This window comes from Nocardia mexicana NBRC 108244, assembly GCF_001613165.1.
Lineage (GTDB): Bacteria > Actinomycetota > Actinomycetes > Mycobacteriales > Mycobacteriaceae > Nocardia > Nocardia mexicana.
This window is the reverse complement of sequence record NZ_BDBV01000006.1, coordinates 133,571-157,125: the sequence shown is the minus strand read 5'-3', so window position 1 is coordinate 157,125 and position 23,555 is coordinate 133,571. Positions and strand designations below refer to the sequence as shown.

Genomic DNA, 23,555 nt, shown 5'->3' with positions numbered 1-23,555 from the left:
TTTTCCTCGTACTGTCGCAGCCATGAACACGGATGCGACCCTGGACGATATTCGACGCCGAACATGGCCCGCGGCAACGGTTTTCGCGCGGATAGCGCTCGCCGCCGGATTCCTGGCCGCCGTCGCCGACCGGTTCGGGCTGCTGGGGGCGAAGGGCACCGGCGATGTGGCGTGGGGAAATATGGACAACTTCATGGCGTACTCGCATTCGCTCACGCCGTATCTCCCCGGCGGACTCGCCGATGTCGCGGGCTGGGGCGGCACGGTCGTCGAGATCGTCCTCGGATTCGCGCTGCTGCTCGGCCTCGCGACCCGCTGGGCCGCGCTGGGCAGCCTGGGACTGCTCCTGATCTTCGGCCTCTCGATGTTCTTCGCCCTGGGCTGGCAGGCACCGCTGACCTTCTCGGTATTCGGTGCCGCGGCGGCAGCGGGGCTGCTGGCGCTGGCTCCCACGCGGGCGTACGTCCTCGGTATCGACCGGGTCCTCGCGGGGCGAAGCAGCGCAGCTTCCCTGGCGAGCGCCCGCCCCTAGCGCCGAATATGCCCGCCCGCTCGTATTCCGGCGTCGCCGCCTATCCCTCAGCGCACCGCGCGTGGATAGGGTAGGTCGATCGAGGTGGTCTCGGTGACGGCCAGCGGTCGCCCGATCTGCGGGAAGGCGCGCTGCGGGCAGGCCGACCGCTCGCACACCTTGCAACCGGCCCCGATGGGGATCGCCGCGGACGGGTCGTCGAGCTGTAGGCCCTTCGAATACGCCAGCCGGTCGGCATATTCGATATCGCAGCCCAGCCCGATGGCGAATTCCTTTGCCGCCGTGCCGAATCCACGCGGGGTCGAATGGGCGGTGCGGGCCACCCACAGATAGCGGCGCCCGTCGGGCATCGATGCCACCTGGGTGAGCACGCGCCCCGGATGCGCGAACGCCTCGTGCACCACCCACAGCGGGCAGCTGCCGCCGACCCGGGAGAAGTGAAATGCCGTGGCGGACTGACGCTTCGAGATATTCCCGGCGCGGTCGGTGCGCACGAAGAAGAACGGCACCCCACGCTGCCCCTGCCGCTGCAGCGTGCTCAGCCGATGGCAGACCGTCTCGAAACCCACCTCGAACCGCAGGCCCAGCAGATCGATGTCGTAGTGCAGCTCCTCGGCGGAGCGCAGGAACTTCCCGTACGGCAGCACCAGTGCCCCGGCGAAGTAGTTGGCCAGGCCCACCCGGGCCAGCGCCCGGGATTCCCCGGTCAGCGAGGGCGTATCGCTGAGCACCTCGTCCAGCAGCGGTCCGTACAGCAGGAATGCGAGGGTGGTGGCGATCTGGAAGGCGCGCTGGCCGGGACGCAGCCGCCGGGCCAGGGTCAGCGTGCGGCTCTCGGAATCGAAGTGGCGCTTGGGGATGGCCGGATCGGCGCCGTCGCCGCGCACCAGCACCGTGACGCCCGCCTTCTCCTCGGCGACGCGGGCCAACTGCCGGTCCAGCGATCCGATGGACAGCCCGCACTCGTCGAACAGCCGCTCGGCGGCCAGGTCCAGCTGGGCGATGTGGTTGTGGTGGTCGTAGAAGAAGTCGCGGACGTCCTCGTAGGGCATCGGCACGCCGGGCGCGCCGGTCGGGGTCGCGACCTTGGAGGACAGCAGGTCCAGCTGGTCGGTCGCCGCGCGTAGTCGGCGGTGCATGGCGACGATGGTCTTGGCGACCTCGGGCAGGCGGCCGGCCAGGTCCTCGACCTCGGCGGCGGGCGGGGCCGTGCCGCCGGCGGCCTCGACCAGCACCTCGTGCAGGTCCGAGACCAGCCGCGCATCGGAGTCGGCGGCGAAGAACTGCACATCCAGGTCGAAGGTCGAGTTCAGTTTCAGCAGTACCGGAATGGTGAGCGGTCGCTGGTCGCGCTCGAGCTGGTTGAGGTAGCTGGGGGATAATTCCAGGGACTTGGCCAACGCGGCCTGGGTCATCCGCCTTTCCTCGCGCAACCGCCGTAGTCGGGCACCCGCATACATCTTGCGCACGCCGCCGATGCTACCCACTGGCTTCGCAAACATTGCAATATTGGCGGTACTCGCCGACAAAAATCTGCTGTTGCAAGGTGTTTTGTCGCGATGTGTCGCTGCGTAGCGTGCGAAGTATGAAGCGTCATATCGCACGTCCCCATGCCTCGGCCGAGGACTTCCCCCGCTCGGACCACCTGGCGACCCGGATCGCGGAGGTGGCCACCGACCCCGTGCCGGTGCCGACCGAGGTAGCGGAGATGATCGTCAACCGGATCATCGACAACGCCGGGGTGGCCGCGGCCGCGCTGCGCAGGCGCCCGCCGACGACCGCGCGGCGCCAGGCGCAGGCGCACCCGTACGCTCCGGGCGCCACCGTATTCGGCTTGCCCGCCGCGCAGCGGTTTTCGCCCGAGTGGGCGGCATGGGCCAACGGTGTCGCGGTGCGGGAGCTGGACTTCCACGACACCTTCCTGGCCGCCGAGTACTCGCATCCGGGCGACAACATCCCGCCGATCCTCGCCGTCGCGCAGCACACCGGCCGCAGCGGAGCGGACCTGATCCGCGGTCTCGCAACGGGTTACGAGATCCAGATCGACCTGGTGCGCGGAATCTGCCTGCACGAGCACAAGATCGACCATGTCGCCCACCTCGGCCCGTCGGCGGCGGCCGGTATCGGCACCCTGCTGGGCCTGGACGCCGAGACCATCTATCAGGCCGTCGGCCAGGCCCTGCACACCACGACCGCGACCCGGCAGTCGCGCAAGGGGGAGATCTCCAGCTGGAAGGCCTTCGCACCCGCGTTCGCGGGGAAGATGGCCGTGGAGGCGGTGGACCGGGCCATGCGCGGCGAGGGCGCCCCGGCGCCGATCTGGGAGGGCGAGGACGGCGTGATCGCCCGGCTGCTGGGCGGCAAGGACGCGGAATACGCCGTGCCGCTGCCGGTCCCGGGCGAGCCGAAGCGGGCGATCCTGGACAGCTACACCAAGGAGCATTCGGCCGAGTACCAGAGCCAGGCGCCGATCGATCTGGCGCGGCGCATGCGGTCGCGCATCGGCGATCTCGACAAGATCGCCTCGATCGTGCTGCACACCAGCCACCACACGCACGTGGTGATCGGCAGCGGGTCCGGCGATCCGCAGAAGTACGACCCGCACGCCAGCCGGGAGACGCTCGACCATTCCGTGCCCTACATCTTCGCGGTGGCCCTGCAGGACGGAACCTGGCACCACGAGCGCTCCTACGCGCCGGAGCGGGCGCGGCGGCCCGACACCGTGGAGCTGTGGCAGAAGATTCGCACGGTCGAGGATCCGGAGTGGACCCGGCGCTACCACTCCACGGATCCGAGCGAAAAGGCCTTCGGCGCACGGGCGGTGGTGACGCTGGCCGACGGCGAGACCATCGTGGACGAGCTGGCGGTGGCCGACGCCCATCCGCTGGGGGAGCGGCCCTTCGGGCGCGAGCAGTACATCGCGAAGTTCCGCACCCTCGCCGAGGGCGTACTCGAACCCGCCGAACAGGACCGCTTTCTCGATGCGGCGCAACGAGTTCCACAACTGCGGTCGGACGAGCTGGACCAGCTGACGTTCACCGTATCTCCCGATGTGCCGGCGACGGCGCCGTCTACCGGAAAGGGGATCTTCTGATGCTGGAAAACATCTCTTCGATGGTCGACGGTGACCCTCGCTCGGGATCTCCTGGCGGATACGCCGGTCGCTCCGTCAGCCGGATGTCGTCAGGTTGCCTCTCAGTCCTCGTCCCACACCACGGCCTGAGCCGCGATCACGTGAATGCCGTTGAACGTGACCGACGGCGAGCCGTGCAGTCGGTAGCCCTCGGCGAGCAACGCGCTGATGCGCTCGCAGAACGACACATCATCCTGGCCGGTGATCAGGCGATAACGCAGCGGTTCGGTCATGGCACGAGCCTAAGGTGCGCCGCATCGGGTACGGGGCGGTGGTCGCTGTGACGGGGCTGATGGCGGCGGCGACGTCGGCGAGCGACAAGCGAAAGGCATTCCGGGCGGGTCTGGCCGCCGGCCGGATTCAGCGGATGCCCGGGGCGTTCAACCCCTTGGTGGCCAAGCTGGTTCAGGAGCTCGGGTTCGAGGGCGTGTACGTGTCCGGGGCGGTGATCTCCGCCGAGCTCGCGCTGCCCGATATCGGGCTGACCACGCTGAGCGAGGTCACCGAGCGCGGCCGGACTATCGCGCGGGTCACCGATCTGCCGACGCTGATCGACGCCGACACCGGATTCGGCGAGCCGATGAGCGCGGCCCGCACGATCACCCTGCTCGAGGACGCGGGCCTGGCCGGCTGCCATATCGAGGACCAGGTCAATCCCAAGCGGTGCGGGCATCTCGACGGGAAGGCCGTCGTACCTTCCGAGGAGATGGTGCGGCGGATCCGGGCGGCGGTATCGGCCCGGCGCGATCCGGACTTCGTGATCTGCGCCCGCACCGACGCCCGCGGCATCGAGGGGTTGGACGCGGCGATCGACCGGGTCAGGGCCTACGCCGATGCCGGTGCCGATCTGATCTTCACCGAGGCCCTGGCCGATGCGAGCGAGTTCGCGAAGTTCCGTGCCGCCGTGGATGTTCCGCTGCTGGCCAATATGACCGAATTCGGCAAGTCCGACCTGCTGTCGGCGGAGGCGCTCGAGGGGCTCGGCTACAACGCGGTCATCTACCCGGTCACCACCCTGCGCCTGGCGATGTTCGCCGTCGAGGCCGGGCTGCGCGAGATCGCCGCCACCGGAACACAATCCGGCCTGCTCGACACCATGCAGCACCGGGCGCGGCTGTACGAGCTGCTCGGCTATCAGCGCTACAACGAATTCGATTCCGGCATCTTCAATTTCACCGTGAGCGAGTGATTCCATGACCGAGATCAAGAAGGGGCTGGCCGGCGTGGTGGTGGACACCACCGCCATCTCGAAGGTCGTCCCGGAAACCAACTCCCTGACCTACCGCGGCTACGCGGTCCAGGATCTGGCGCGGCACTGCAGCTTCGAGGAGGTGGCCCATCTGCTCTGGTACGGCGAACTGCCCGACGCCGACCAACTGCAGGCGCTCCGCTACCGCGAACGCGCACTGCGGCACCTCGATCGCTCCCTGCTGGCGCTGATCGACAAGCTGCCCGAGACCTGCCATCCGATGGATGTCGTGCGCACCGTCGTCAGCTACCTCGGGGCCGAGGATCCACTCGAGGACCGGGGAACGAGCCCGCAGGCGCTGCTGGCCAAGGCATTACGGATGACCGCGATCCTGCCCACGGTGATCGCGGCCGATATGCGCCGCCGCCGCGGGCTGGATCCGATCGCCCCGGACGAACAGCGGGGTTTCGCCGAGAACTTCCTCTACATGTGCTTCGGTGAACCGTCGGACGCCGACCGGCACCTGGACCCGCGGATCGTCGCGGCGTTCGAGACGTCGCTGATCCTCTACGCGGAGCACAGTTTCAACGCCTCGACCTTCGCCGCCCGCGTGGTCACCTCCACGCAGTCCGATATGTACAGCGCGGTCACCGCGGCCATCGGCACGCTGAAGGGCCCGCTACACGGCGGCGCCAACGAGGCCGTCATGCACGCGATGCTGGACATCGGCAAGCCGGAGCGGGCGCGGGAGTGGTTGCGGGACAGGCTGTCCCGCAAGGAGAAGGTGATGGGCTTCGGTCACCGCGTCTACAAGAACGGCGACTCCCGGGTGCCCACCATGAGGGCGGCCCTGGAGCAGGTCGCGGAGGTGACCGGCGGCCACGAATGGCTGCGCATGTACGCCGAACTCGAGGCGGCCATGGCGGAATCGACCGGCATAGAACCGAATCTGGACTTCCCCGCCGGGCCCGCCTACTACCTGATGGGCTTCGACATCGACATGTTCACGCCGATCTTCGTCATGAGCCGCATCACCGGCTGGACCGCCCACATCATCGAACAGTCCCAGTCCAACGCGCTCATCCGCCCACTCTCGGAGTATGTGGGTGTGCCGCAAAGAGTTGTGGGAGCAGCCTGACGCACGTCGCGTCGGTGACACCCGTGGCCCCGGCCGTCGTGAGACGGCCGGGGCCACAGCGTGTTCAGCGTACGGCTTGTGCCGCGGTCACCAGGTTCCGCAGCGACGCCTCGACCTCGGCCGGTCCGCGGGTCTTCAGCCCGCAGTCCGGGTTGACCCAGAGCCGTTCGGCGGGAACGGCTTTGAGCGCCGCCAGGAGCGAGGTGGTGATCTCCTCCACGCTCGGCACCCGGGGCGAGTGGATGTCGTAGACGCCCGGCCCGACACCGAGATGGAATCCGGCCGCGTTGAGGTCGTCCAGCACCTCCATGTGCGAGCGGGCCGCCTCGATCGAGGTGACGTCGGCATCCAGATCGGCGATGGCGCCGATGATCTCACCGAACTCCGAGTAGCACAGGTGGGTGTGGATCTGGGTGGCGTCGGCCACGCCGCTGGTCGCCAGCCGGAACGCCGTCACCGCCCAGTCCAGGTACGCCTGCTTGGCCTGGGCGCGCAGCGGCAGCAGCTCCCGCAGCGCCGGCTCGTCGACCTGGACGATGCGGATCCCGGAGGACTGCAGGTCCACCGTCTCGTCCCGGATCGCGAGCGCGACCTGCCGGGCCGTATCCGCCAGCGGCTGGTCGTCGCGCACGAACGACCACGCCAGGATCGTCACCGGCCCGGTGAGCATGCCCTTGACCGGCTTGGCGGTCAGCGACTGCGCGTACCCGATCCACTCGACGGTCATCGGCGCGCGCCGCACCACGTCGCCGTACAGGATCGGCGGTCGCACGCAGCGGGTGCCGTAGGACTGGACCCAGCCGTTGGCGGTGGCGAAGAAGCCGTCCAGCTGTTCGGCGAAGTACTGCACCATGTCGTTGCGTTCGGGTTCGCCGTGCACCAGCACGTCGAGGCCCAGTTTCTCCTGCAGCGCAACGACATCGGCGATCTCGGCGCGCATCCGCTCGTGGTACTGCTCGCCGGTGATCTCACCCTTGCGCAGCTCGGCCCGCGCCTTGCGGATCGCGGTGGTCTGTGGGTACGAGCCGATCGTGGTGGTGGGCAGCAGCGGCAGCTGCAGCCGTTCCCGCTGCAGCGCACGGCGTTCCGTCGCGGGAGCGCGGCGGGTGGCGTCCTCGCCGAGCGCGGACAGCCGGGCACGCACCGCGTCGTTGCGCAGGCGCGGATCGGCGGTCCGGCTCGCCTGTGCCGCGCGCGCCGCGGCCAGCTCGTCGGCGATGCCGCCCGTGCCCTCGTGCAGCGCGGTCGAGAGCAGCCGGACCTCGCCGACCTTCTCCGCGCCGAACGCCAGCCACGACCGCAGCGCCGGATCCAGCTCCGTCTCGTGGTCCAGCGAATACGGCACGTGCAGAAGCGAACTGGAGCTCGACACCGCGAGCGCGCCGGTGCTGCCCAACAACGTGCCGAGCGATGCCAGCGCCCCGTCGAGGTCGGTCCGCCAGATGTTGCGCCCGTCGACCACGCCGGCCACCACGAGCTTGTCGGCCAGTGCCGGTACGGCGGCGACATCGTCGACCGTTGTGCCCGAGGCGAAATCGAGCGCGACACCTTCGATTCCCATGTCCGCCAAGGCAGGTAGCGCCGCACCCGGGCGGCCGAAGTAGGTCGCCACCAGAATGGCCGGTCGCCGCGTCAGCCCGGACAGCTCCGCATAGGTGCGCCGCATCAGCGACAGCTCGGCATCGGTGAGATCGGTGACCAGCACCGGCTCGTCGATCTGCACCCAGTCGGCGCCCTCGGCGGCCAGCAGCCCCAGCAGTTCGCGGTAGTGGGGGAGCAGGTCGTTCAGCCGATCCAGCGGCGAGATGCCGTCGATGCCCTTGGACAGCGTCAGGAACGTCAGCGGTCCGATGACGACCGGACGAACAGGTACGCCCAGCTCACGGGCCTCCCGGAGCTCGCCGAGGAGCTTGTCCGGATGCAGCGCGAAGGCGGTGCCCGGGCCGATCTCGGGGACGAGGTAGTGGTAGTTGGTGTCGAACCACTTGGTCATCTCCAGCGGCTCGACCTCGTCGGTGCCCCGGGCCGCGGCGAAATAGCGGTCCAGCGGATCGGTGATCCCGGCGACCCGCAGGGGCAGCGCGCCGAACATCTCCGCGGTGTCGAGCATCTGGTCGTAATAGGAAAAGGTGCCGACCGGAACGGAGTCCAGTCCGGCGGCCGTCAGCGCGGTCAGCTGCGTGCTCCGCAGCTCACGCCCGACGGCGTGCAGTTCGCCGGCGTCGATTCGGCCGGCCCAGTAACTCTCGGTCGCGCGTTTGAGCTCGCGCCGCGGCCCGATCCGCGGAATGCCGAGAACCGTTGCGGTGAAAGGGTTGTGAACAGTCACGGTCTCTCTCCAGTGCTGGAAGCCACAGGTCACCGCCATACAGAGCAGACGGAGCCCGAGATGCCTCTTGCACTGGTGTCCGCCCGCCCGATTCCACGAGGCGGTGGCCGCCGGATACGGCGTACCCGGCACAGCCGGCAGGTCTTCGGACTCGCAGGCGTTCCCCGTCGGGGTGGTCCTAGTGGCCGTCGCTTCCCAGGTGCGTGCACCCAGTGCTGGTGACGGCGGTCGTTCCTGCATACCGCTGCGGGACAGTCCCGGATTCCCACCGGGTTCCCTCTGGCCGATCCCTACGGACCGGTTTCGACGCTGCCGCCCGGCGCTCGGGGCTCCAACTCGCCGGCGCAGCGAACCAGCTGCGTAGAGAAGGATAAGGCACGGGGGCCAATGGTTTATTCCTGGCGGTCACGTGCGGGGTCGACGCCTGCACTCGGTGTGGCCTCGCTGCGAAGGCGGCGCCAACGGTGATTACCAGCGGATTACGCAACTTCGCAAATGAGCACGGTTCGGTTGTGAGGTTGGCTGCGAAGGTGTATTCGATGTCCGGACTCGCCGACGGGCCAGGTACCTTAAGCCAATGTTCTCCAAAGTGCTGGTCGCCAACCGCGGGGAAATCGCCATTCGGGCGTTCCGCGCCGCTTACGAACTCGGCATCGGCACCGTCGCGGTATTTCCCTACGAGGACCGCAATTCGGTGCACCGGCTGAAGGCCGACGAGTCGTACCAGATCGGGGTACCCGGTCACCCGGTGCGGGCCTACCTCTCGATCGAGGAGATCATCAAGGCGGCCAAGACCGCCGGCGCCGATGCCGTCTACCCCGGTTACGGTTTTCTGTCGGAGAACCCGGACCTGGCCGCGGCGTGCGCGCGGGAGGGCATCACCTTCATCGGCCCCTCGGCCGAGGTGTTGGAGCTGACCGGTAACAAGGCCCGCGCGATCGCCGCCGCGAAGGCCGCCGGGTTGCCCGTGCTCGCCTCCACCGCGCCGTCGGCCGATGTGGAGGAGCTGCTGACGGCCGCGGAGTCCATGCAGTTCCCGGTGTTCGTCAAGGCCGTCGCCGGTGGTGGCGGGCGCGGTATGCGCCGGGTCGCGGACCGGGCGCAGTTGCGCGAGTTCGTGGAGGCCGCGATGCGGGAGGCCGAATCGGCCTTCGGCGACCCGACGGTGTTTCTCGAGCAGGCGGTGATCAACCCCCGCCACATCGAGGTCCAGATCCTCGCCGACGAGCAGGGCAACGTCATGCATCTGTTCGAGCGAGACTGTTCGCTGCAGCGGCGCCACCAGAAGGTGATCGAGCTGGCACCCGCGCCGAACCTGGATCCCGCACTGCGCGAACGCATCTGCGCCGATGCCGTGGCCTTCGCCCGGCAGATCGGCTACAGCTGCGCCGGCACCGTGGAGTTCCTGCTCGACGAGCGCGGCAATCACGTGTTCATCGAGATGAACCCGCGCATCCAGGTCGAGCACACCGTCACCGAGGAGATCACCGACGTCGACCTGGTGGCGTCGCAGCTGCGGATCGCCGCCGGGGAAACCCTCGACGACCTGGGGCTGAGCCAGGATGCGATCGGTATTCGCGGCGCCGCGCTGCAGTGCCGCATCACCACCGAGGACCCGGCCAACGGCTTCCGGCCCGACACCGGGCGCATCACCGCCTACCGCAGTCCGGGCGGCGGCGGCATCCGCCTCGACGGCGGCGCCAACCTGGGCGCCGAGGTCGGCGCGCACTTCGATTCGATGCTGGTGAAGCTCACCTGCCGCGGGCGCGACTTCGGTCAGGCGGTGGCGCGGGCCCGGCGGGCGGTCGCCGAATTCCGGATTCGCGGTGTGGCGACCAACATTCCGTTCCTGCAGGCGGTGCTCGACGATCCCGACTTCCGGGCCGGGCGGGTGACCACGTCCTTCATCGACGAGCGGCCCTACCTGCTGACCCAGCGCGGGTCCGCCGACCGCGGCACCAAGATCCTGACCTACCTGGCCGACATCACCGTCAACAAGCCGCACGGTGAGCGTCCGACCGCGGTGTACCCGCACGACAAACTGCCGCCCATCGACACCACGGTGCCGCCGCCGGACGGGTCGCGGCAGCGGCTGTTGCGGCTGGGGCCCGAAGGTTTCGCGCAGGCGCTGCGCGAGCAGCGGGGAATCGCGGTGACCGACACCACCTTCCGTGACGCGCATCAGTCGCTGCTGGCGACCCGCGTGCGCACCAACAGCCTGATCCAGGTGGCCGGGCACGTGGCGCGGCTGACGCCGGAACTGCTGTCGATCGAATGCTGGGGCGGCGCGACCTACGATGTGGCGCTGCGGTTCCTGTACGAGGATCCGTGGGAGCGGTTGGCGGCGCTGCGCGAGGCGATCCCCAACATCTGCCTGCAGATGCTGCTGCGTGGGCGCAACACCGTCGGGTACACGCCGTATCCGGAGAAGGTCACGCGCGCTTTCGTTTCCGAGGCCACCGCGACCGGGATCGACATCTTCCGGATCTTCGACGCGCTGAACAATGTCGACCAGATGCGCCCGGCCATCGACGCGGTGCGCGAAACCGGCACGGCCCTCGCGGAAGTCGCGATGAGCTACACCGGCGACCTGTCGGATCCGGACGAAAACCTCTACACGCTCGACTATTACCTCAAGCTGGCCGAGCAGATCGTGGATGCCGGGGCGCACGTCATCGGCATCAAGGATATGGCCGGACTGCTGCGCGCACCCGCCGCCCACACCCTGGTCACGGCGCTGCGCAGCAATTTCGACCTGCCGGTGCACGTGCACACCCACGACACACCGGGTGGTCAGCTGGCGACGTATCTGGCCGCATGGCAGGCCGGTGCCGATGCCGTCGACGGCGCCAGCGCGCCGATGGCGGGCACCACCAGCCAGCCGCCGCTGTCGGCAATCGTTGCGGCCGCGGCGAATTCGGAGTACGACAGCGGGCTGAACCTGGGCAGCGTGTGCGATCTGGAGCCGTACTGGGAGGCCCTGCGAAAGGTATACGGGCCCTTCGAGTCCGGGCTGCCCGGTCCGACCGGGCGCGTCTACACCCACGAGATTCCGGGCGGGCAGCTGTCGAACCTGCGTCAGCAGGCGATCGCGCTCGGCCTCGGCGACCGGTTCGAGGAGGTCGAGGCGAAATACGCCGCGGCGGACCGGCTGCTGGGCCGCCTGGTGAAGGTGACGCCGTCGTCGAAGGTGGTCGGCGATCTGGCCCTGTCGCTGGTCGGCTCGGGCATCGATGTCGAGGACTTCGCCGCCGATCCGGGCCGCTACGACATCCCCGATTCCGTAATCGGCTTCCTGCGTGGGGAACTCGGTACCCCCGCCGGTGGCTGGCCGGAACCGTTCCGCAGCCGGGCCCTGGCCGGGCGCGGGCCCGCCAAGCCCGAGACGGAGCTGACCGCGGCCGACGAGGCCGGGCTCGGCGGCACCTCGGAGGAGCGCCGGGCGACGTTGAACCGGCTGCTGTTCCCGGGCCCGGCGGGCGAATTCCTCGCGCACCGTGAGAAATTCGGCGATACCTCGGGGTTGTCGGCCAACCAGTTCTTCTACGGGCTGCGGCACGGCGAGGAGCATCGGGTGCAGTTGGAGAAGGGCGTCACGCTGCTCATCGGCCTGGAGGCCATCTCCGAGCCCGACGAGCGCGGGATGCGCACGGTGATGTGCATTCTCAACGGGCAGCTGCGTCCCGTCCTGGTGCGTGACCGCTCCGTCGCCAGCGACGTCCCGGCCGCCGAGAAGGCGGACAAGACCGATCCGGGCCACGTCGCCGCCCCCTTCGCGGGCGTCGTCACCCTGGTCGTCTCCGAGGGCGACACCATCGCCGCCGGCGACACCATCGGCACCATCGAGGCCATGAAGATGGAGGCCGCCATCACCGCCCCCCGCGCGGGTGTGGTGCGACGCGTCGCCATCGGCAAGGTCCAGCAGGTAGAAGGCGGCGACCTCCTCGTCGACCTGCGCCTGAACGAGGCCGCGGCAGAGTGAGCCTCCCCAGGCCCACCACCCCCCGCCGCACCCCTTACGTGTTCCCGCACCCCCTGCACGCCCCTGAATGGGGTGCGGGAACGAACACGGGGTGCGAGAGCGGGTCAGCCTCGCGGGGACGCCGCCGTTCGGGTGCGGTCCGCGCCGTGCGCGGTGGCGCCCGCCTGTTGTGCGGAGCGGGGGCATCGAGTGGGGCGGTGTCCTCGGGGGTGGCTCTATGACGCGGATCGTGGCGGGGGTGGCCGGAGGGCGTCGGCTGCGGGTTCCGCCCGCCGGTACGCGGCCGACGTCGGATCGGGTGCGGGAGGCGCTGTTCAGTATGTTGGCCGCGCGGCGCGATTTCGATGGGGCGCGGGTACTGGATCTGTATGCGGGTTCCGGGGCGCTCGGTCTGGAGGCGTTGTCGCGCGGGGCTTCTCATGCGCTGCTCGTGGAGTCCGATCGTAAGGCGGCGGCCGTCGTGCGCGGAAATATCGCCGATCTGGGCCTGCCCGGTGCCGAATTACGGGTGGGCACAGTGGGTTCCGTGCTCTCCAGCACGCCCGGCACACCCTACGACCTGGTCTTCTCGGATCCGCCCTACGCCGTGGACGGTACCGCTGTGGTCGCCGACCTGAATGCCTTGGCTGCCAACGGTTGGTTGCGTGAGGACGCGTTGGTGATTGTCGAGCGGCCGACCCGGTCACCCGAAATCGACTGGCCGCCGGTGTTTTCGGCATCGAAGCCGCGCCGCTACGGCGAAACCCGCATAGAGCTGGCCGAATTCGAGCCCTGAGCCCAACCGCCTCGCAACGCGGCAATCCGCACTCGGGCCGCTGGGCGTGGCAATCCGTACTCGATCCCTGAGCGTGGTGAGCCACCCTCTCGGATGCGAAAAGCCCTACCCGCTTTGCTCTTTGGGGCGGGCGCGCAGGTGCGCGCGCTCGCCCTGCTTGCCGAAGAGGCTGAGGAGTTCGACCGGCTCCCCGCCCGCAGCGCCGAACCAATGCGGCACCCGGGTATCGAATTCCGCTGCCTCGCCTGGGGAAAGCACCAGATCGTGCTCGCCGAGGACCAGGCGTAGGCGTCCGTTGAGCACATAGACCCAGTCGTAGCCCTCGTGTGTCTGTGGCTGCGGATCCCCGGCGCGATCCTCGGGCGTCAGCACCATCTTGTAGGCCTGGATACCCCCGGGGCGGCGGGTCAGCGGCACCATCGTCATGCCGTGGTGGGTGACGGGGCGCATGTGCACGCGCGGATCACCGGTCGCCGGGGCGTCGACGAGCTCGTCGAGGGTGACGCCGTGCGCCCGGGCCAGCGGGAGGAGCTGCTCGAGGGTCGGCCGCCGGGCGCCGGATTCCAGGCGTGACAGGGTGCTGACCGAGATGCCGGTCGCCGTCGACAGATCCGCGAGCGTGGTCTCGCGCTGCTTGCGTAGCGCCCGCAACCGAGGGCCGACCGCATCCAGCGCCTGATCGATGTCGTCCATGCCGCCAGTTTGCCATTTCGGCAAAGAAGTTTGCCGAGCCCGCCGATCCGCCCGCATTCTCGATGGCAGGAGGTGGTCATATGACCGATCAGTTGATGGACGGCTACGACGTGGTGGTGATCGGCGGCGGCGCCGCGGGCTTGAACGGGGCCCTGATGCTGGCCCGGGCGCGCCGGTCGGTGGTGGTGATCGATGCGGGGAGTCCGCGCAACGCACCGGCCGACGGGGTGCACGGTCTGCTGGCTCGCGAGGGCATGCCCCCGGCCGAACTGCTCGAACGGGGCCGCGAGGAGGTCCGCGGCTACGGCGGTCAGGTGGTCGCCGGAACCGTCGAGACCGTCACCCGCGACGACGCCGGGCTGACGGTGGCCCTGGCCGACGGGCGCACCGTGCGAGCGCGACGTGTGCTGGTGGCCAGCGGATTGACCGACGAGCTGCCGGACGTCGCCGGGCTGCGGGATCGTTGGGGCCGCGATGTCGTGCACTGTCCCTACTGCCACGGCTGGGAGGTCCGCGACCAGGCCGTCGGCGTGCTCGCCAACGGTCCGATGACGGTGCACGGCGCGCTGCTGTGGCGGCAGTGGACCGACGACGTCACGCTGTTCACCCACACCATGGCCGAACCGACCGGCGAGCAGGCCGAACAACTGGCGGCTCGCGGCATTCGCGTGGTGCCCGGCGAGGTCGCATCGGTCGAGGTTGTCGACGATCGGCTGGTCGGAGTGCGGCTGGCCGACGGAACGCTGATCGCCCGGCAGATCCTGGCGGCTCCGTCGCGCATGGTGGCCCGCGCGGGATTCCTGTCGGACCTCGGCCTGCACCCGGTGGCGCACCCGAGCGGGATGGGCGACCACATTCCCGCAGACCCGTCCGGACGCACGTCGATCCCCGGAGTCTGGTTGGCGGGCAACGTCACCGACCCGTCCGCCCAGGTCGGCCCCGCCGCGGCGGCAGGCGCGAACGCCGGCGCCCAGATCAACATGGACCTGGTGACCGAGGAGACCCGCCGGGCGGTCGAGGCGGCGCGCGCCCCGTTCTCAGCAGCGTCGGAATCCCAGGTCAGCGAGCTGGTGACAGGCAACCGGCACGGACTGTGAACGACGCGGACCCGACGAGGTATGTCGTTCCGGTGTGCTCAGCCCTTGCGCTCGGCGATGCGGGCCAGCAGGCGCTTGTGGACGGCGGGCGGGAGCATGTCGACGACGTCGCCGCCGAAGGTGGCGACCTCCTTGACCAGCGAACTGGACAGGTAGCCGTAGGCCGGGTTGGTGGCGAGGAAGTAGGTGTCGACGCCGGACAGCTTCTTGTTCATCTGCGCCATCTGCAGCTCGTAGCCGAAGTCGGTGGCATCGCGCAGGCCCTTGACGATCGCCGTGATGCCCTGCTCCCGAGCGAATTCCACCGTCAGCCCGTACCACGACGCGACGCGGACGTTCGGCAGCTCGGCGGTGGCCTCGCGCAGCATCTCCATCCGCTCCTCGACGGTGAACATGCCCTGCTTGCTCTTGTTCACGTTCACGGTCACCACGACCTCGTCGAACTGCGCGGCCGCCCGCGTGATCACGTCGAGATGCCCGTTCGTCACCGGATCGAACGACCCGGGGCACAGTGCTCCAGCCATTCCCGAACGCTAACAGGTGCAGCCTGACCCGGGCGACCGACGGCGTGTTGGGGCAGGGAGCCGCCCTTCCCGCACCCCGTGCCTCTTCCCGCACCCCGTGCGTGTGTTGTAGCGGGTGCGTGAATCGACACGGGGTGCGCGAGTTTCCGTGCCCGCGGGGGAGAGGTTCAGAGCCTCCTGAGGGATAGGGGTTTGGGTTTCGGGAGAGGGGCCTGGCAGATGAAGCCGTCGGGGCGGATGTGCTGGGCTCGGGTGTGGGCGGCGCGGAGGCGGGTGGCGACCTCGCCGGTGGGGAGCTCGTCCCAGGTCCAGCGCACCACCTGGAAGCCGTTGCTGCGCAAGGCATCCTCTCGCTTCTTTTCGGCGAAGACCGCGTCGCCGGGGGCCTCGCCGGGCTGGAGCAGGCGTCCGTACTTGATGCGTCCGTCGAACTCGCCGACCACGCCCGTCTCGCCGTAATAGAAGTCGACTCGGCCCAGCATCCGGCCGCCACCGCTGTAGACGTCACCCTGCGACTGCGGCATGGGCAGGTCGAGCCGCCGCAGCATCACCCGGCTGCGAGACTCGCCCACGCTCTCGCTGTGCGGATCGAGGAACTGCACCACTCGGCGCGCCGCGGCCATCCCGTGCCGACGTTTTGCCAGTTCCAGTTCCATCGCCAGATCGCTTGCGACAACACCGTATTCGCGGGCCAGCGCGTCGCCCGCGACAACGGCTGCCTCGAAGGGTGCGGTGCGGGCCAGGTCGACGATGGTGCGGGCGGGGGTGGTCAGGACGAATCCGTCCAGCTCGGCCACCATGTCGATCGGCGCGCAGTGCACCTTGACGTCCGGCCGGATCCGGCCGCCGTTGCGTCGGTTCCGCGTGACGTCGACGCGCCGCAGCAGCGCTACCCATACGGGCGCCCCATACATCACCGCCGCCGACTGGTGGCTGAGGATGGCGTCGGCGGACAGGCCGGGCAGCACGGCATCCGCGAGTATCCGGTGTCGAGCCATCGCATCCAGTCCCGCGAATGCCTCCTCATCGGTGTAGGCGCCGCGCCGGACCCGCCGCCACTGTCCACCGGCGCAGCGCCGGCGGATCTCGCCGTCGGTGACGCCGTTCCGGACGATCTCTTTCCGTCGCCGGATGCGGGTGTTGTCGCACCCGTCCTCGGCGGAGACGCACCGCGTCCACGGCCCGGGGAACACCTCGTCGCGAGGTGATTCGTCCGGGGCCGTCATTCGGGCTCGCGATCGGTCCGCGGCCGCCGCGTTCGCAGCGAGGTGAAGCCTTCACACAATTCGACGGGCCGGGCCGTCGGCCGGGTCCGTGAGATATCCGGGCTGAGCCCGTTCCGCCACGACGTGCGACATCCCCTGCAATGCTTCATTGCGCAACCTCCACATCGAATCCTCGGCAAACAGCGTTTGCTCAGATTGGACGCGGGGTACTCCCACCCGGTTCCTTACTCGCTTGACCAGCTTTTTCCCGCACCCCTTGTCTGTTCCCGCACAGGTTGCAGGGCTCTGTAGGCGGTGCGGGAACGCGCAAGGGGTGCGGGAAGGCTGGTGCTCAGAAGACCCAGAGGCGCAGGGTGAGGAAGCGGAGGGTGCCGACGGCGGCCGCGATGGCGATGACGGCAAGGGCCTCGGCGATATCGCTCATGCCGGGCGCGACGAAGTCGAGCACGGCGAGGGCGGCCGAGGTGATCGCGAGACCGGCCAGCGCCAGGCCGCCGCCCTCGAGCTGGGCGGTGATCCAGCCGACGCGGTCGGCGGCGTGGAAGGTGAGTCGCCGGTGCAGCTCGTTGGCCAGTGCGGTACTCACGATGGAACCGGCGAGGTTGGCCAGCTGCGCACCGCCGCCGTAGAAGGCGAGGAACAGCAGGAAGTAGCCGATATTGCTGAGGCCGCCCACCAGCGCGAACCGGATCAGCTGCGGCAGCCACTTGTCGCCGCGCAGGTAGGCGCCCAGCTGCCCGAGCGCCCGTCGCGCCGTGCGCGGGCCGTCGGCGGTCGATTCCTCCGGCAGCAGGACGGTGACGGACCCGGTGCGCGGCGTCTCGGCGGTCGCGCCGGAGATGATGGGCTCGGATCCCGTGGGCAGATGCCTGGCCCGGCCGCGAGACAACTGCCCGGTCACCAGCCGGGACAGCAGGGACGGCTTGCGGCTGTCACTCGCGGCGGGAGAATCCGCCGGACGCAACGGCATCCGGAAGACGTCGGGCGGTGGCACGGTCAAACCCATGCCCAACCAGATGAGCCAATGATAGGGAGAACGGCCGGAATCGGCGGACTGTCCAGCGGTTTTGCCGTCGGACTGCACGGGTATGCCAGGGCCGGGCGGGGTGTTCGCCCCCGGGCCCTTCAGTACCGGATACAGGACAGCCATTGTCATTTCCGATCCAACATCGCCGGGCGCAGATTGTTCCGCGGCCCGACTGGTCTACCGCTCAGTAAAAAGATAACACCAAGTGGAGGGAAATCCTCCACTTGATTTCTGTGGCGTTGGAAACACACCCACGACACACCGCGGGTGAACTGGGCAGATGATCGTGACGAGGGGCACACTGGGCCCAGGCTGCAAGAAGGCCAGACGGCGGTCTCCGTCGTGAGAGTTCGGTAGGAGAGTGGGGTCAGCAGGATGTACCGCGTATTCGAAGCACTCGACGAACTGGTCGCGATCGTGGAGGAGGCGCGCGGCATCCCGCCGACGCGCAACTGCATCGTCCCGCGCGGCGAGGTCCTCGAGCTGCTCGACGACGTACGTGACGCGCTGCCCGGCGAACTCGACGACGCCCAGGACGTGCTGGATCATCGCGACAAGATCGTCTCGGATGCCCGCTCGACCGCTGAGACCACCGTCACCACCGCCGACGACGAGGCCAAGCAGACCGTCACCGCGGCCCGCGAGGAGGCCGACCGGATCCTGGCCGACGCCAAGGCGCACGCCGACCGGATGGTGGCCGAGGCCGGCGCCCACGCCGACCACCTGGTCGCGACCGCGCAGGCCGAGGCCGATCGGGTGGTCGCCGACGGCAAGGCCGAATTCGAGGCGGTCACCGGCCGGGCGCGGACCGAATCCGAGCGGATGATCGCGGCCGGGCAGTCGTCCTACGACCGGTCGGTCGCCGACGGCCGCGCCGAACAGGAGCGCCTGGTATCGCAGACCGAGGTGGTGCGCGCCGCGCATGTGGAATCGGCCCGCCTCATCGACTCCGCGCAGGCCGAATCGGACCGGCTGCGCGAGGAGTGCGACCACTACGTCGACGGCCAGCTGGCCGACTTCGAGGAGACGCTGCACGGCGCCCTGCGGACGGTAGGCCGCGGCCGCCAGCAGCTGCGCTCCGGCGCGGGCGTCCCGGACTACGCCACGGAGTTCCGCCGCTGATCCCGGCCGGTTTGGGTCCGCACCACCCGGTCGCGTACTGTTGACTGGTTGCCCAAATCCCACACCCGATCGTGAGTGAGTTCGTGATGCCCGCCGAATCCGGTTCCGGTTCGCGTCGTCGTCAGACCGACGCGGGCTTCGTGCTGGACACGCGCAGCCTCGGACGCGCACCCGGTTCGATACGGCAGGTGCAGCGCACCGTGCCCGTGACGGAGCGGATCGGCCTGGACATGGTCGCCGTCCCCGTCGGCGGCGAGGTCGAGCTCGACCTGACGCTGCAGGCCGTCTCCGAGGGCGTCCTTGTCACCGGTGCGGTGTTCGCGCCGGTGTCGGGCGAGTGCTCGCGCTGTCTGGAGCCGTTCACCGACGAGATCGAACTGCAGCTGACGGAGCTGTTCGCCTACCCGGACAGCGCCACCGAGCAGACCACCGAGGACGACGAGGTCTACCGGCTGATCGACGACATGATCGATCTGAAACCGGTGGTCGTCGACGCCGTCGGCCTGGCGCTGCCGCTGCAGCCGCTGTGCGAGCCCGACTGCGCCGGACTGTGCCCGGAATGCGGTGTGCGGATGGCGATTGCAGGTCCGGATCACAAGCATGAGATACTGGACCCCCGCTGGGCCGGGCTCGCGAATTTCGCGGCCGAGGCACCCGGCACCGGTGCCGAGGGCACCGCCGCAGAATCAGACGAAGACCGATCTCTTGCGGGCCGCAACGGCTCGGCAAGTTCCAGAACAGAGGAGAAGTAGTCGTGGCCGTTCCGAAGCGCCGGATGTCTCGTGCCAACACCCGCTCGCGGCGCAGCCAGTGGAAGGCCACCGCGCCGACCCTGATCACCTGCCCGAACCGGGCTTGCGGTCAGAAGACGCTGCCGCACATCGCGTGCCCCAACTGCGGCACGTACAAGGGCCGCCAGGTCACCTCCGCTGTCTGATCGCATAGCCCGGTAGCCGAACGTGACCGCCAGCAAGGACGGAGCAGACGCTCTCGCCGTAGGCGAAGCCGCTGATCACAGCCCTCTGCTCGAGGCACTCGGCGTCGACGTGCGCCCGGATCTGCTCCGGCTCGCGCTCACCCACCGGTCTTACGCCTACGAGAACGGCGGCCTGCCGACCAACGAACGACTGGAGTTCCTCGGCGACTCGGTGCTCGGCCTGAGCATCACCGAGCGCCTGTACCTGGAGCATCCGGAGAAGTCCGAGGGCGAGCTGGCCAAGCTCCGCGCGAGCGTGGTGAACATGCACGCCCTGGCGGAGGTCGCCCGCGATCTCGGCCCCGGCGGCCTGGGTCGCCACCTGCTGCTCGGCAAGGGCGAGGAGCTGACCGGGGGCCGCGACAAGCCGAGCATTCTCGCCGACGGCATGGAGTCGCTGCTGGGTGCGGTGCACCTGGAGCACGGAATCGACGTCGCGCGCAGTGTGGTGCTGCGCCTGTTCGCCGATCTGCTCGAGCGCGGTCCCCGCATGGGCGCCGGGCTCGACTGGAAGACGAGCCTGCAGGAGCTGACCGCCGAGCGCGGTATCGGCGTGCCCAGCTACGAGATCACCTCGACCGGCCCGGATCACGACAAGGAATTCACCGCGACCGCCGTGGTCGGCGGCCAGGCGTACGGCACGGGCGTCGGCAGGTCGAAGAAGGAAGCGGAGCAGAAGGCCGCGGGGGCCGCCTGGCAGTCGCTGAACGGCGGCGTCTGATTCGTCCGCGCCTCGGCGCGCTCGGCCATTTCTGTCGGTGGCCGTTTCTACACTGGTGAGCGATTCTAAGGAGTATCGCGGTGCCTGAGCTTCCCGAGGTCGAGGTCGTCCGACGCGGCCTTGCCGAGCATGTGGTCGGCAGTGTCATCGAATCCGTCACCGTCAAGCATCCGCGTTCGGTGCGCCGCCACCCGCTCGGTGGCGACCATCTCGCGGCGCAGCTGGCCGGGCTGCGGGTCGAATCCGCCCAGCGCCGAGGCAAATTCCTGTGGCTGACCTTCGACGACCCGGAGACGTCGCTGGTCGTGCATCTCGGAATGAGCGGTCAGATGCTGGTGCAGCCCGCCGATGCGCCGCTGGAGAAGCACGCGCATATCGTCGCAGTCCTTGATTCGGGCGCGCAGCTGCGGTTCATCGATCAGCGCACCTTCGGCGGCTGGGCGCTGCACCGGCTCGTCGAGGTCGACGGCACCGCGGTGCCGGAGGCGGTGGCCCACATCGGCCGGGACCCGCTCGATCCCCGCTTCGACGCCGATGCGGTGGTCCGGGCGCTGAAGGCGAAGCAGTCCGAGATCAAGCGGGTGCTGCTGGATCAGACCGTGGTGTCCGGCATCGGCAACATCTATGCCGACGAGGCGCTGTGGCGCGCCCGCATCCACGGTGAACGGGTCGCCGCCAAGCTCACCAAGCCCGCCCTGCACGGCCTGCTGACCGAGGTGCGGGCGGTGATGAGCGAGGCGCTGCAGGCGGGCGGCACCTCCTTCGACGCGCTGTATGTCAACGTCAACGGTCAATCCGGCTACTTCGAGCGCGCCCTGGCCGCCTACGGCCGCGAGGACGAGCCGTGCCGCCGCTGCGGGGCGCCGATGCGGCGCGAGAAGTTCATGAACCGCTCGTCGTTCTCCTGCCCGCGCTGCCAGCCCAGGCCGCGCGGCTGACCACGGTGACAACAGAATTCGCGGTAACGTCGATAGCACTCACTACCGGCAGGACACGCGGAGAGGCGGGGGCATGCGCAAGCTGACCTACTACGTCGCATCGACCATCGATGGCTTCATCGCCACCGAGGACGGTTCGGTCGATTTCTTCCCGGTCGGAGGCGACCACGGCCCGGCGATCACGGCGCAGTACCCGGAGACCCTGCCGACGAAGGTGCGCGAGTCGCTGGGCATCGACAAGGTCGGCAGCTACTTCGACACCGTGCTGATGGGCCGCAAGACCCACGACTTCGGCGTCCGGACCGGGACGTCGAGTCCATACGCGCATCTGCGGCAGGTGGTGGTGTCCACGACCCTGCCCGAGCGCCCGGACCCCGACGTCGAACTCGTCTCCGGCGATCCGCTCGAGCGGGTGCGGGAACTCAAGCGCGAGACCGGGCTCGGCATCTGGCTGTGCGGCGGCGGCGAGCTCGCCCAGGCACTGCTGCCGGAGATCGACCAGGTGTTCCTCAAGCTGTACCCGATCGTGCTGGGGCGCGGCCGCCCGCTGTTCGGCGCGGGCGCGCAGCTGCCCGAACCGGCCCGGTTCCGAGTGCTGACCAGCCGGGTCTTCGAGGACGGTGTGGCCTTCGTGAAATACGTTCGGATTCGCTAGTGGCCCAACAGGAGCAGGTCTCCTACCTGCTGCGGGAGATCGCCTTCTGGATGGAGCGCTCCCGGGCGCAGACGCATCGGGTGAAGGCCTACCGGCGGGCGGCCGACATCGTGGCCGACCTGTCGCCGGAACAGTACGACGGCTACCGGAGAAACGGTGGCTGGCAAGAGATTTCGGGAATCGGCCCGAAGACCGCAGACGTGATCACGCAGGCTTCCGCCGGACAGTTGCCGGACAAGCTGGCCGAATTGCGTACGGCGGCAAAGCCGATCGCGCCGGACGGGGCACCGCTGCGCAAGCTGCTGCGGGGTGATCTACACACCCATTCGGACTGGTCCGATGGCGGCAGCCCGATCGAGGAGATGATGCGCACGGCCGCCGCACTGGGCCACGAGTACTGCGCGCTGACCGATCATTCGCCGCGGCTGACCGTCGCCAACGGGCTGTCCGCCGACCGGCTGCGCCGCCAGCTCGACGTGGTGGCGAGGCTGAACGAGGAGCTGGCGCCGTTCCGCATCCTCACCGGCATCGAGGTCGACATCCTCGACGACGGCACCCTGGACCAGCGGGCCGACCTGCTGGCGCGGCTCGATATCGTCGTCGCCAGTGTGCATTCCAAGCTGCGCGCCGACAGTGCCACGATGACGCGGCGCATGGTGTACGCGGTGGCCGACCCGAACGTGGACGTCCTGGGCCACTGCACCGGCCGGTTGGTGACCGGCGAACGCGGCATCCGGCCGGAATCGCAGTTCGACGCCGAGGTGGTGTTCGAGGCGTGCCGCCGCTACGGCACCGCGGTGGAGATCAACAGCCGTCCGGAGCGCCGCGATCCGCCGAGCCGACTGATGCGCCTGGCGGTGGAGATGGATTGCTACTTCGCCGTCGACACCGACGCCCACGCCCCCGGCCAATTGGATTGGCAGGGTTACGGATGCGAGCGCGCGCTGGCCAATGGTGTTGCGGCGGAACGCATCATCAACACCTGGCCGGTGGACGAGCTGCTGGAGTTCGCGGGCGCCTGAACTCAGTACAGGACGGCGACCGCGACGACCATGCCGATGCCGAGGTGGGCGGCGGCCACCAGCAACGACTGCACCTTGTAGGTGTCGGCGTGCAGCAGGTCGTCGATGTCCAGGCCGACGACCCATTCCAGAGCGCGCACCGAAATCACCTGCGCGACAATGCCGACCAGGCCCCAGCAGGCTGCTGCGATGAGCCCCTCGGCCAGCTTTCCGGCCGAGGAGTAGATGGCCAGTACCACGATCAGCGCCATGCTCACCATGCCGGAGGCGGTGACCACGACGGCGTTCGGATTCCCGGAGGCGACCAGCCGGCGCAGCGGGCCGGGCGTGGTGATGTCGATGGCGAAGAAGCCGATCAGCATGAGGACGAGGCCGAGGACGGCGAAAGCGATGATGGAGCCGATGCCGTGGCCGATATTCCCCCAATACCCCGGTTCGAGCGCAAGTGTGGTCATGGATTGTCCTCCAGGTGTGGT

22 protein-coding genes and 1 riboswitch are annotated in these 23,555 nt (G+C 69.1%); of the genes, 14 read left to right on the top strand and 8 right to left on the bottom strand.

Annotated features, from left to right (window positions below; genetic code table 11):
- Nucleotides 1-22: 22 nt before the first annotated feature.
- The gene (locus NM1_RS03470) at nt 23-532 is read left to right on the top strand and encodes a MauE/DoxX family redox-associated membrane protein (RefSeq protein WP_068013747.1); all 510 of its coding nucleotides are present in this window, start codon (nt 23-25) and stop codon (nt 530-532) included.
- Nucleotides 533-579: 47 nt separating this feature from the next.
- On the opposite strand, the gene NM1_RS03465 is transcribed toward NM1_RS03470, so the two are convergent.
- On the bottom strand, nt 580-2,001 hold the full coding sequence (locus NM1_RS03465) for a short-chain fatty acyl-CoA regulator family protein (RefSeq protein WP_068013948.1): 1,422 nt from the start codon (nt 1,999-2,001) through the stop codon (nt 580-582).
- 116 nt (nt 2,002-2,117) lie between these two features.
- Here NM1_RS03465 and prpD point away from each other — a divergent pair, with 116 nt between their 5' ends.
- A complete protein-coding gene (gene prpD, locus NM1_RS03460; protein WP_068013745.1) occupies nt 2,118-3,626 on the top strand; it encodes a 2-methylcitrate dehydratase PrpD in 1,509 nt (502 codons plus the stop codon).
- Between the two features lie 101 nt (nt 3,627-3,727).
- On the opposite strand, the gene NM1_RS40750 is transcribed toward prpD, so the two are convergent.
- The gene (locus NM1_RS40750; RefSeq protein ID WP_084519118.1) at nt 3,728-3,898 is read right to left on the bottom strand and encodes a DUF1737 domain-containing protein; all 171 of its coding nucleotides are present in this window, start codon (nt 3,896-3,898) and stop codon (nt 3,728-3,730) included.
- A gap of 59 nt (nt 3,899-3,957) precedes the next feature.
- Here NM1_RS40750 and prpB point away from each other — a divergent pair, with 59 nt between their 5' ends.
- Nucleotides 3,958-4,854, top strand: coding sequence for a methylisocitrate lyase (gene prpB, locus NM1_RS03455; RefSeq protein ID WP_373864016.1), 897 nt, complete (start codon nt 3,958-3,960; stop codon nt 4,852-4,854).
- Between the two features lie 4 nt (nt 4,855-4,858).
- The gene (locus tag NM1_RS03450; protein WP_068013743.1) at nt 4,859-5,992 is read left to right on the top strand and encodes a bifunctional 2-methylcitrate synthase/citrate synthase; all 1,134 of its coding nucleotides are present in this window, start codon (nt 4,859-4,861) and stop codon (nt 5,990-5,992) included.
- Between the two features lie 64 nt (nt 5,993-6,056).
- Here the strand turns inward: NM1_RS03450 and metE are convergent, their stop codons facing one another.
- A complete protein-coding gene (gene metE, locus NM1_RS03445; protein WP_068013741.1) occupies nt 6,057-8,360 on the bottom strand; it encodes a 5-methyltetrahydropteroyltriglutamate--homocysteine S-methyltransferase in 2,304 nt (767 codons plus the stop codon).
- Between the two features lie 80 nt (nt 8,361-8,440).
- Nucleotides 8,441-8,638, bottom strand: a riboswitch (cobalamin riboswitch).
- Nucleotides 8,639-8,898: 260 nt separating this feature from the next.
- On the opposite strand from metE, the gene NM1_RS03440 reads away from it, so the two are divergent.
- Together NM1_RS03440 and rsmD are read left to right on the top strand one after the other, a co-directional pair.
- A complete protein-coding gene (locus NM1_RS03440) occupies nt 8,899-12,303 on the top strand; it encodes a pyruvate carboxylase (protein WP_068013739.1) in 3,405 nt (1,134 codons plus the stop codon).
- 217 nt (nt 12,304-12,520) lie between these two features.
- Entirely contained in the window at nt 12,521-13,078 is a 558-nt protein-coding gene (gene rsmD / locus NM1_RS03435; protein WP_068013737.1) for a 16S rRNA (guanine(966)-N(2))-methyltransferase RsmD, read from the top strand.
- Between the two features lie 105 nt (nt 13,079-13,183).
- On the opposite strand, the gene NM1_RS03430 is transcribed toward rsmD, so the two are convergent.
- Nucleotides 13,184-13,771: a helix-turn-helix domain-containing protein gene (locus NM1_RS03430; RefSeq protein WP_068013734.1), complete on the bottom strand. Its 588-nt coding sequence runs from the start codon at nt 13,769-13,771 to the stop codon at nt 13,184-13,186.
- Nucleotides 13,772-13,851: 80 nt separating this feature from the next.
- Between NM1_RS03430 and NM1_RS03425 the strand changes: the two genes are divergently transcribed.
- On the top strand, nt 13,852-14,868 hold the full coding sequence (locus NM1_RS03425; RefSeq protein ID WP_068013732.1) for an NAD(P)/FAD-dependent oxidoreductase: 1,017 nt from the start codon (nt 13,852-13,854) through the stop codon (nt 14,866-14,868).
- 38 nt (nt 14,869-14,906) lie between these two features.
- Here NM1_RS03425 and coaD read toward each other — a convergent pair whose 3' ends face one another.
- The 3 genes from coaD to NM1_RS44495 all read right to left on the bottom strand — a co-directional run bounded on the left by coaD (nt 14,907) and on the right by NM1_RS44495 (nt 17,774).
- Entirely contained in the window at nt 14,907-15,392 is a 486-nt protein-coding gene (coaD, locus tag NM1_RS03420; RefSeq protein ID WP_068013730.1) for a pantetheine-phosphate adenylyltransferase, read from the bottom strand.
- A gap of 167 nt (nt 15,393-15,559) precedes the next feature.
- Nucleotides 15,560-16,618: a hypothetical protein gene (locus NM1_RS03415; RefSeq protein ID WP_246011418.1), complete on the bottom strand. Its 1,059-nt coding sequence runs from the start codon at nt 16,616-16,618 to the stop codon at nt 15,560-15,562.
- A 331-nt stretch (nt 16,619-16,949) separates the two neighbouring features.
- Entirely contained in the window at nt 16,950-17,774 is an 825-nt protein-coding gene (locus tag NM1_RS44495) for a GtrA family protein (protein WP_307719298.1), read from the bottom strand.
- A 246-nt stretch (nt 17,775-18,020) separates the two neighbouring features.
- Between NM1_RS44495 and NM1_RS03405 the strand changes: the two genes are divergently transcribed.
- The 7 genes from NM1_RS03405 (at nt 18,021) to NM1_RS03375 (ending at nt 23,079) form a co-directional block, all read left to right on the top strand.
- A complete protein-coding gene (locus NM1_RS03405; RefSeq protein ID WP_068013727.1) occupies nt 18,021-18,767 on the top strand; it encodes a DivIVA domain-containing protein in 747 nt (248 codons plus the stop codon).
- 86 nt (nt 18,768-18,853) lie between these two features.
- Complete coding sequence (locus NM1_RS03400; protein ID WP_174556833.1) at nt 18,854-19,519, top strand: YceD family protein; 666 nt, start codon at nt 18,854-18,856, stop codon at nt 19,517-19,519.
- Between the two features lie 2 nt (nt 19,520-19,521).
- Nucleotides 19,522-19,704, top strand: coding sequence for a 50S ribosomal protein L32 (gene rpmF / locus NM1_RS03395; protein ID WP_084519117.1), 183 nt, complete (start codon nt 19,522-19,524; stop codon nt 19,702-19,704).
- A gap of 22 nt (nt 19,705-19,726) precedes the next feature.
- Nucleotides 19,727-20,464 (top strand): ribonuclease III, encoded by a 738-nt coding sequence (rnc, locus tag NM1_RS03390; RefSeq protein ID WP_068013724.1) that lies wholly within the window; start codon nt 19,727-19,729, stop codon nt 20,462-20,464.
- A gap of 80 nt (nt 20,465-20,544) precedes the next feature.
- On the top strand, nt 20,545-21,402 hold the full coding sequence (mutM, locus tag NM1_RS03385) for a bifunctional DNA-formamidopyrimidine glycosylase/DNA-(apurinic or apyrimidinic site) lyase (RefSeq protein ID WP_068013722.1): 858 nt from the start codon (nt 20,545-20,547) through the stop codon (nt 21,400-21,402).
- A gap of 73 nt (nt 21,403-21,475) precedes the next feature.
- A complete protein-coding gene (locus tag NM1_RS03380; RefSeq protein ID WP_068013720.1) occupies nt 21,476-22,057 on the top strand; it encodes a dihydrofolate reductase family protein in 582 nt (193 codons plus the stop codon).
- Nucleotides 22,057-23,079, top strand: a complete 1,023-nt coding sequence (locus NM1_RS03375; RefSeq protein WP_255286159.1) for a PHP domain-containing protein — start codon at nt 22,057-22,059, stop codon at nt 23,077-23,079. Before NM1_RS03380 ends, NM1_RS03375 begins: the two co-directional genes overlap by 1 nt.
- 2 nt (nt 23,080-23,081) lie before the next feature.
- Here NM1_RS03375 and NM1_RS03370 read toward each other — a convergent pair whose 3' ends face one another.
- The gene (locus tag NM1_RS03370; protein WP_068013718.1) at nt 23,082-23,534 is read right to left on the bottom strand and encodes a DUF350 domain-containing protein; all 453 of its coding nucleotides are present in this window, start codon (nt 23,532-23,534) and stop codon (nt 23,082-23,084) included.
- Between the last annotated feature and the right edge of the window lie 21 nt (nt 23,535-23,555).

Bases quoted from the DNA above. Each gene is read 5' to 3' on its own strand.
- NM1_RS03425 (WP_068013732.1), top strand. From the start codon at position 13,852: ATGACCGATCAGTTGATGGACGGCTACGACGTGGTGGTGATCGGCGGC.
- NM1_RS40750 (WP_084519118.1), bottom strand. From the start codon at position 3,898: ATGACCGAACCGCTGCGTTATCGCCTGATCACCGGCCAGGATGATGTG.
- NM1_RS03470 (WP_068013747.1), top strand. From the start codon at position 23: ATGAACACGGATGCGACCCTGGACGATATTCGACGCCGAACATGGCCC.
- NM1_RS03400 (WP_174556833.1), top strand. From the start codon at position 18,854: ATGCCCGCCGAATCCGGTTCCGGTTCGCGTCGTCGTCAGACCGACGCG.
- NM1_RS03405 (WP_068013727.1), top strand. From the start codon at position 18,021: ATGTACCGCGTATTCGAAGCACTCGACGAACTGGTCGCGATCGTGGAG.
- NM1_RS03440 (WP_068013739.1), top strand. From the start codon at position 8,899: ATGTTCTCCAAAGTGCTGGTCGCCAACCGCGGGGAAATCGCCATTCGG.
- NM1_RS03370 (WP_068013718.1), bottom strand. From the start codon at position 23,534: ATGACCACACTTGCGCTCGAACCGGGGTATTGGGGGAATATCGGCCAC.
- NM1_RS03430 (WP_068013734.1), bottom strand. From the start codon at position 13,771: ATGGACGACATCGATCAGGCGCTGGATGCGGTCGGCCCTCGGTTGCGG.
- NM1_RS03415 (WP_246011418.1), bottom strand. From the start codon at position 16,618: ATGACGGCCCCGGACGAATCACCTCGCGACGAGGTGTTCCCCGGGCCG.
- NM1_RS03380 (WP_068013720.1), top strand. From the start codon at position 21,476: ATGCGCAAGCTGACCTACTACGTCGCATCGACCATCGATGGCTTCATC.
- metE (WP_068013741.1), bottom strand. From the start codon at position 8,360: ATGGCGGTGACCTGTGGCTTCCAGCACTGGAGAGAGACCGTGACTGTT.
- NM1_RS44495 (WP_307719298.1), bottom strand. From the start codon at position 17,774: ATGACAATGGCTGTCCTGTATCCGGTACTGAAGGGCCCGGGGGCGAAC.
- coaD (WP_068013730.1), bottom strand. From the start codon at position 15,392: ATGGCTGGAGCACTGTGCCCCGGGTCGTTCGATCCGGTGACGAACGGG.
- rsmD (WP_068013737.1), top strand. From the start codon at position 12,521: ATGACGCGGATCGTGGCGGGGGTGGCCGGAGGGCGTCGGCTGCGGGTT.
- prpB (WP_373864016.1), top strand. From the start codon at position 3,958: ATGGCGGCGGCGACGTCGGCGAGCGACAAGCGAAAGGCATTCCGGGCG.
- NM1_RS03450 (WP_068013743.1), top strand. From the start codon at position 4,859: ATGACCGAGATCAAGAAGGGGCTGGCCGGCGTGGTGGTGGACACCACC.
- prpD (WP_068013745.1), top strand. From the start codon at position 2,118: ATGAAGCGTCATATCGCACGTCCCCATGCCTCGGCCGAGGACTTCCCC.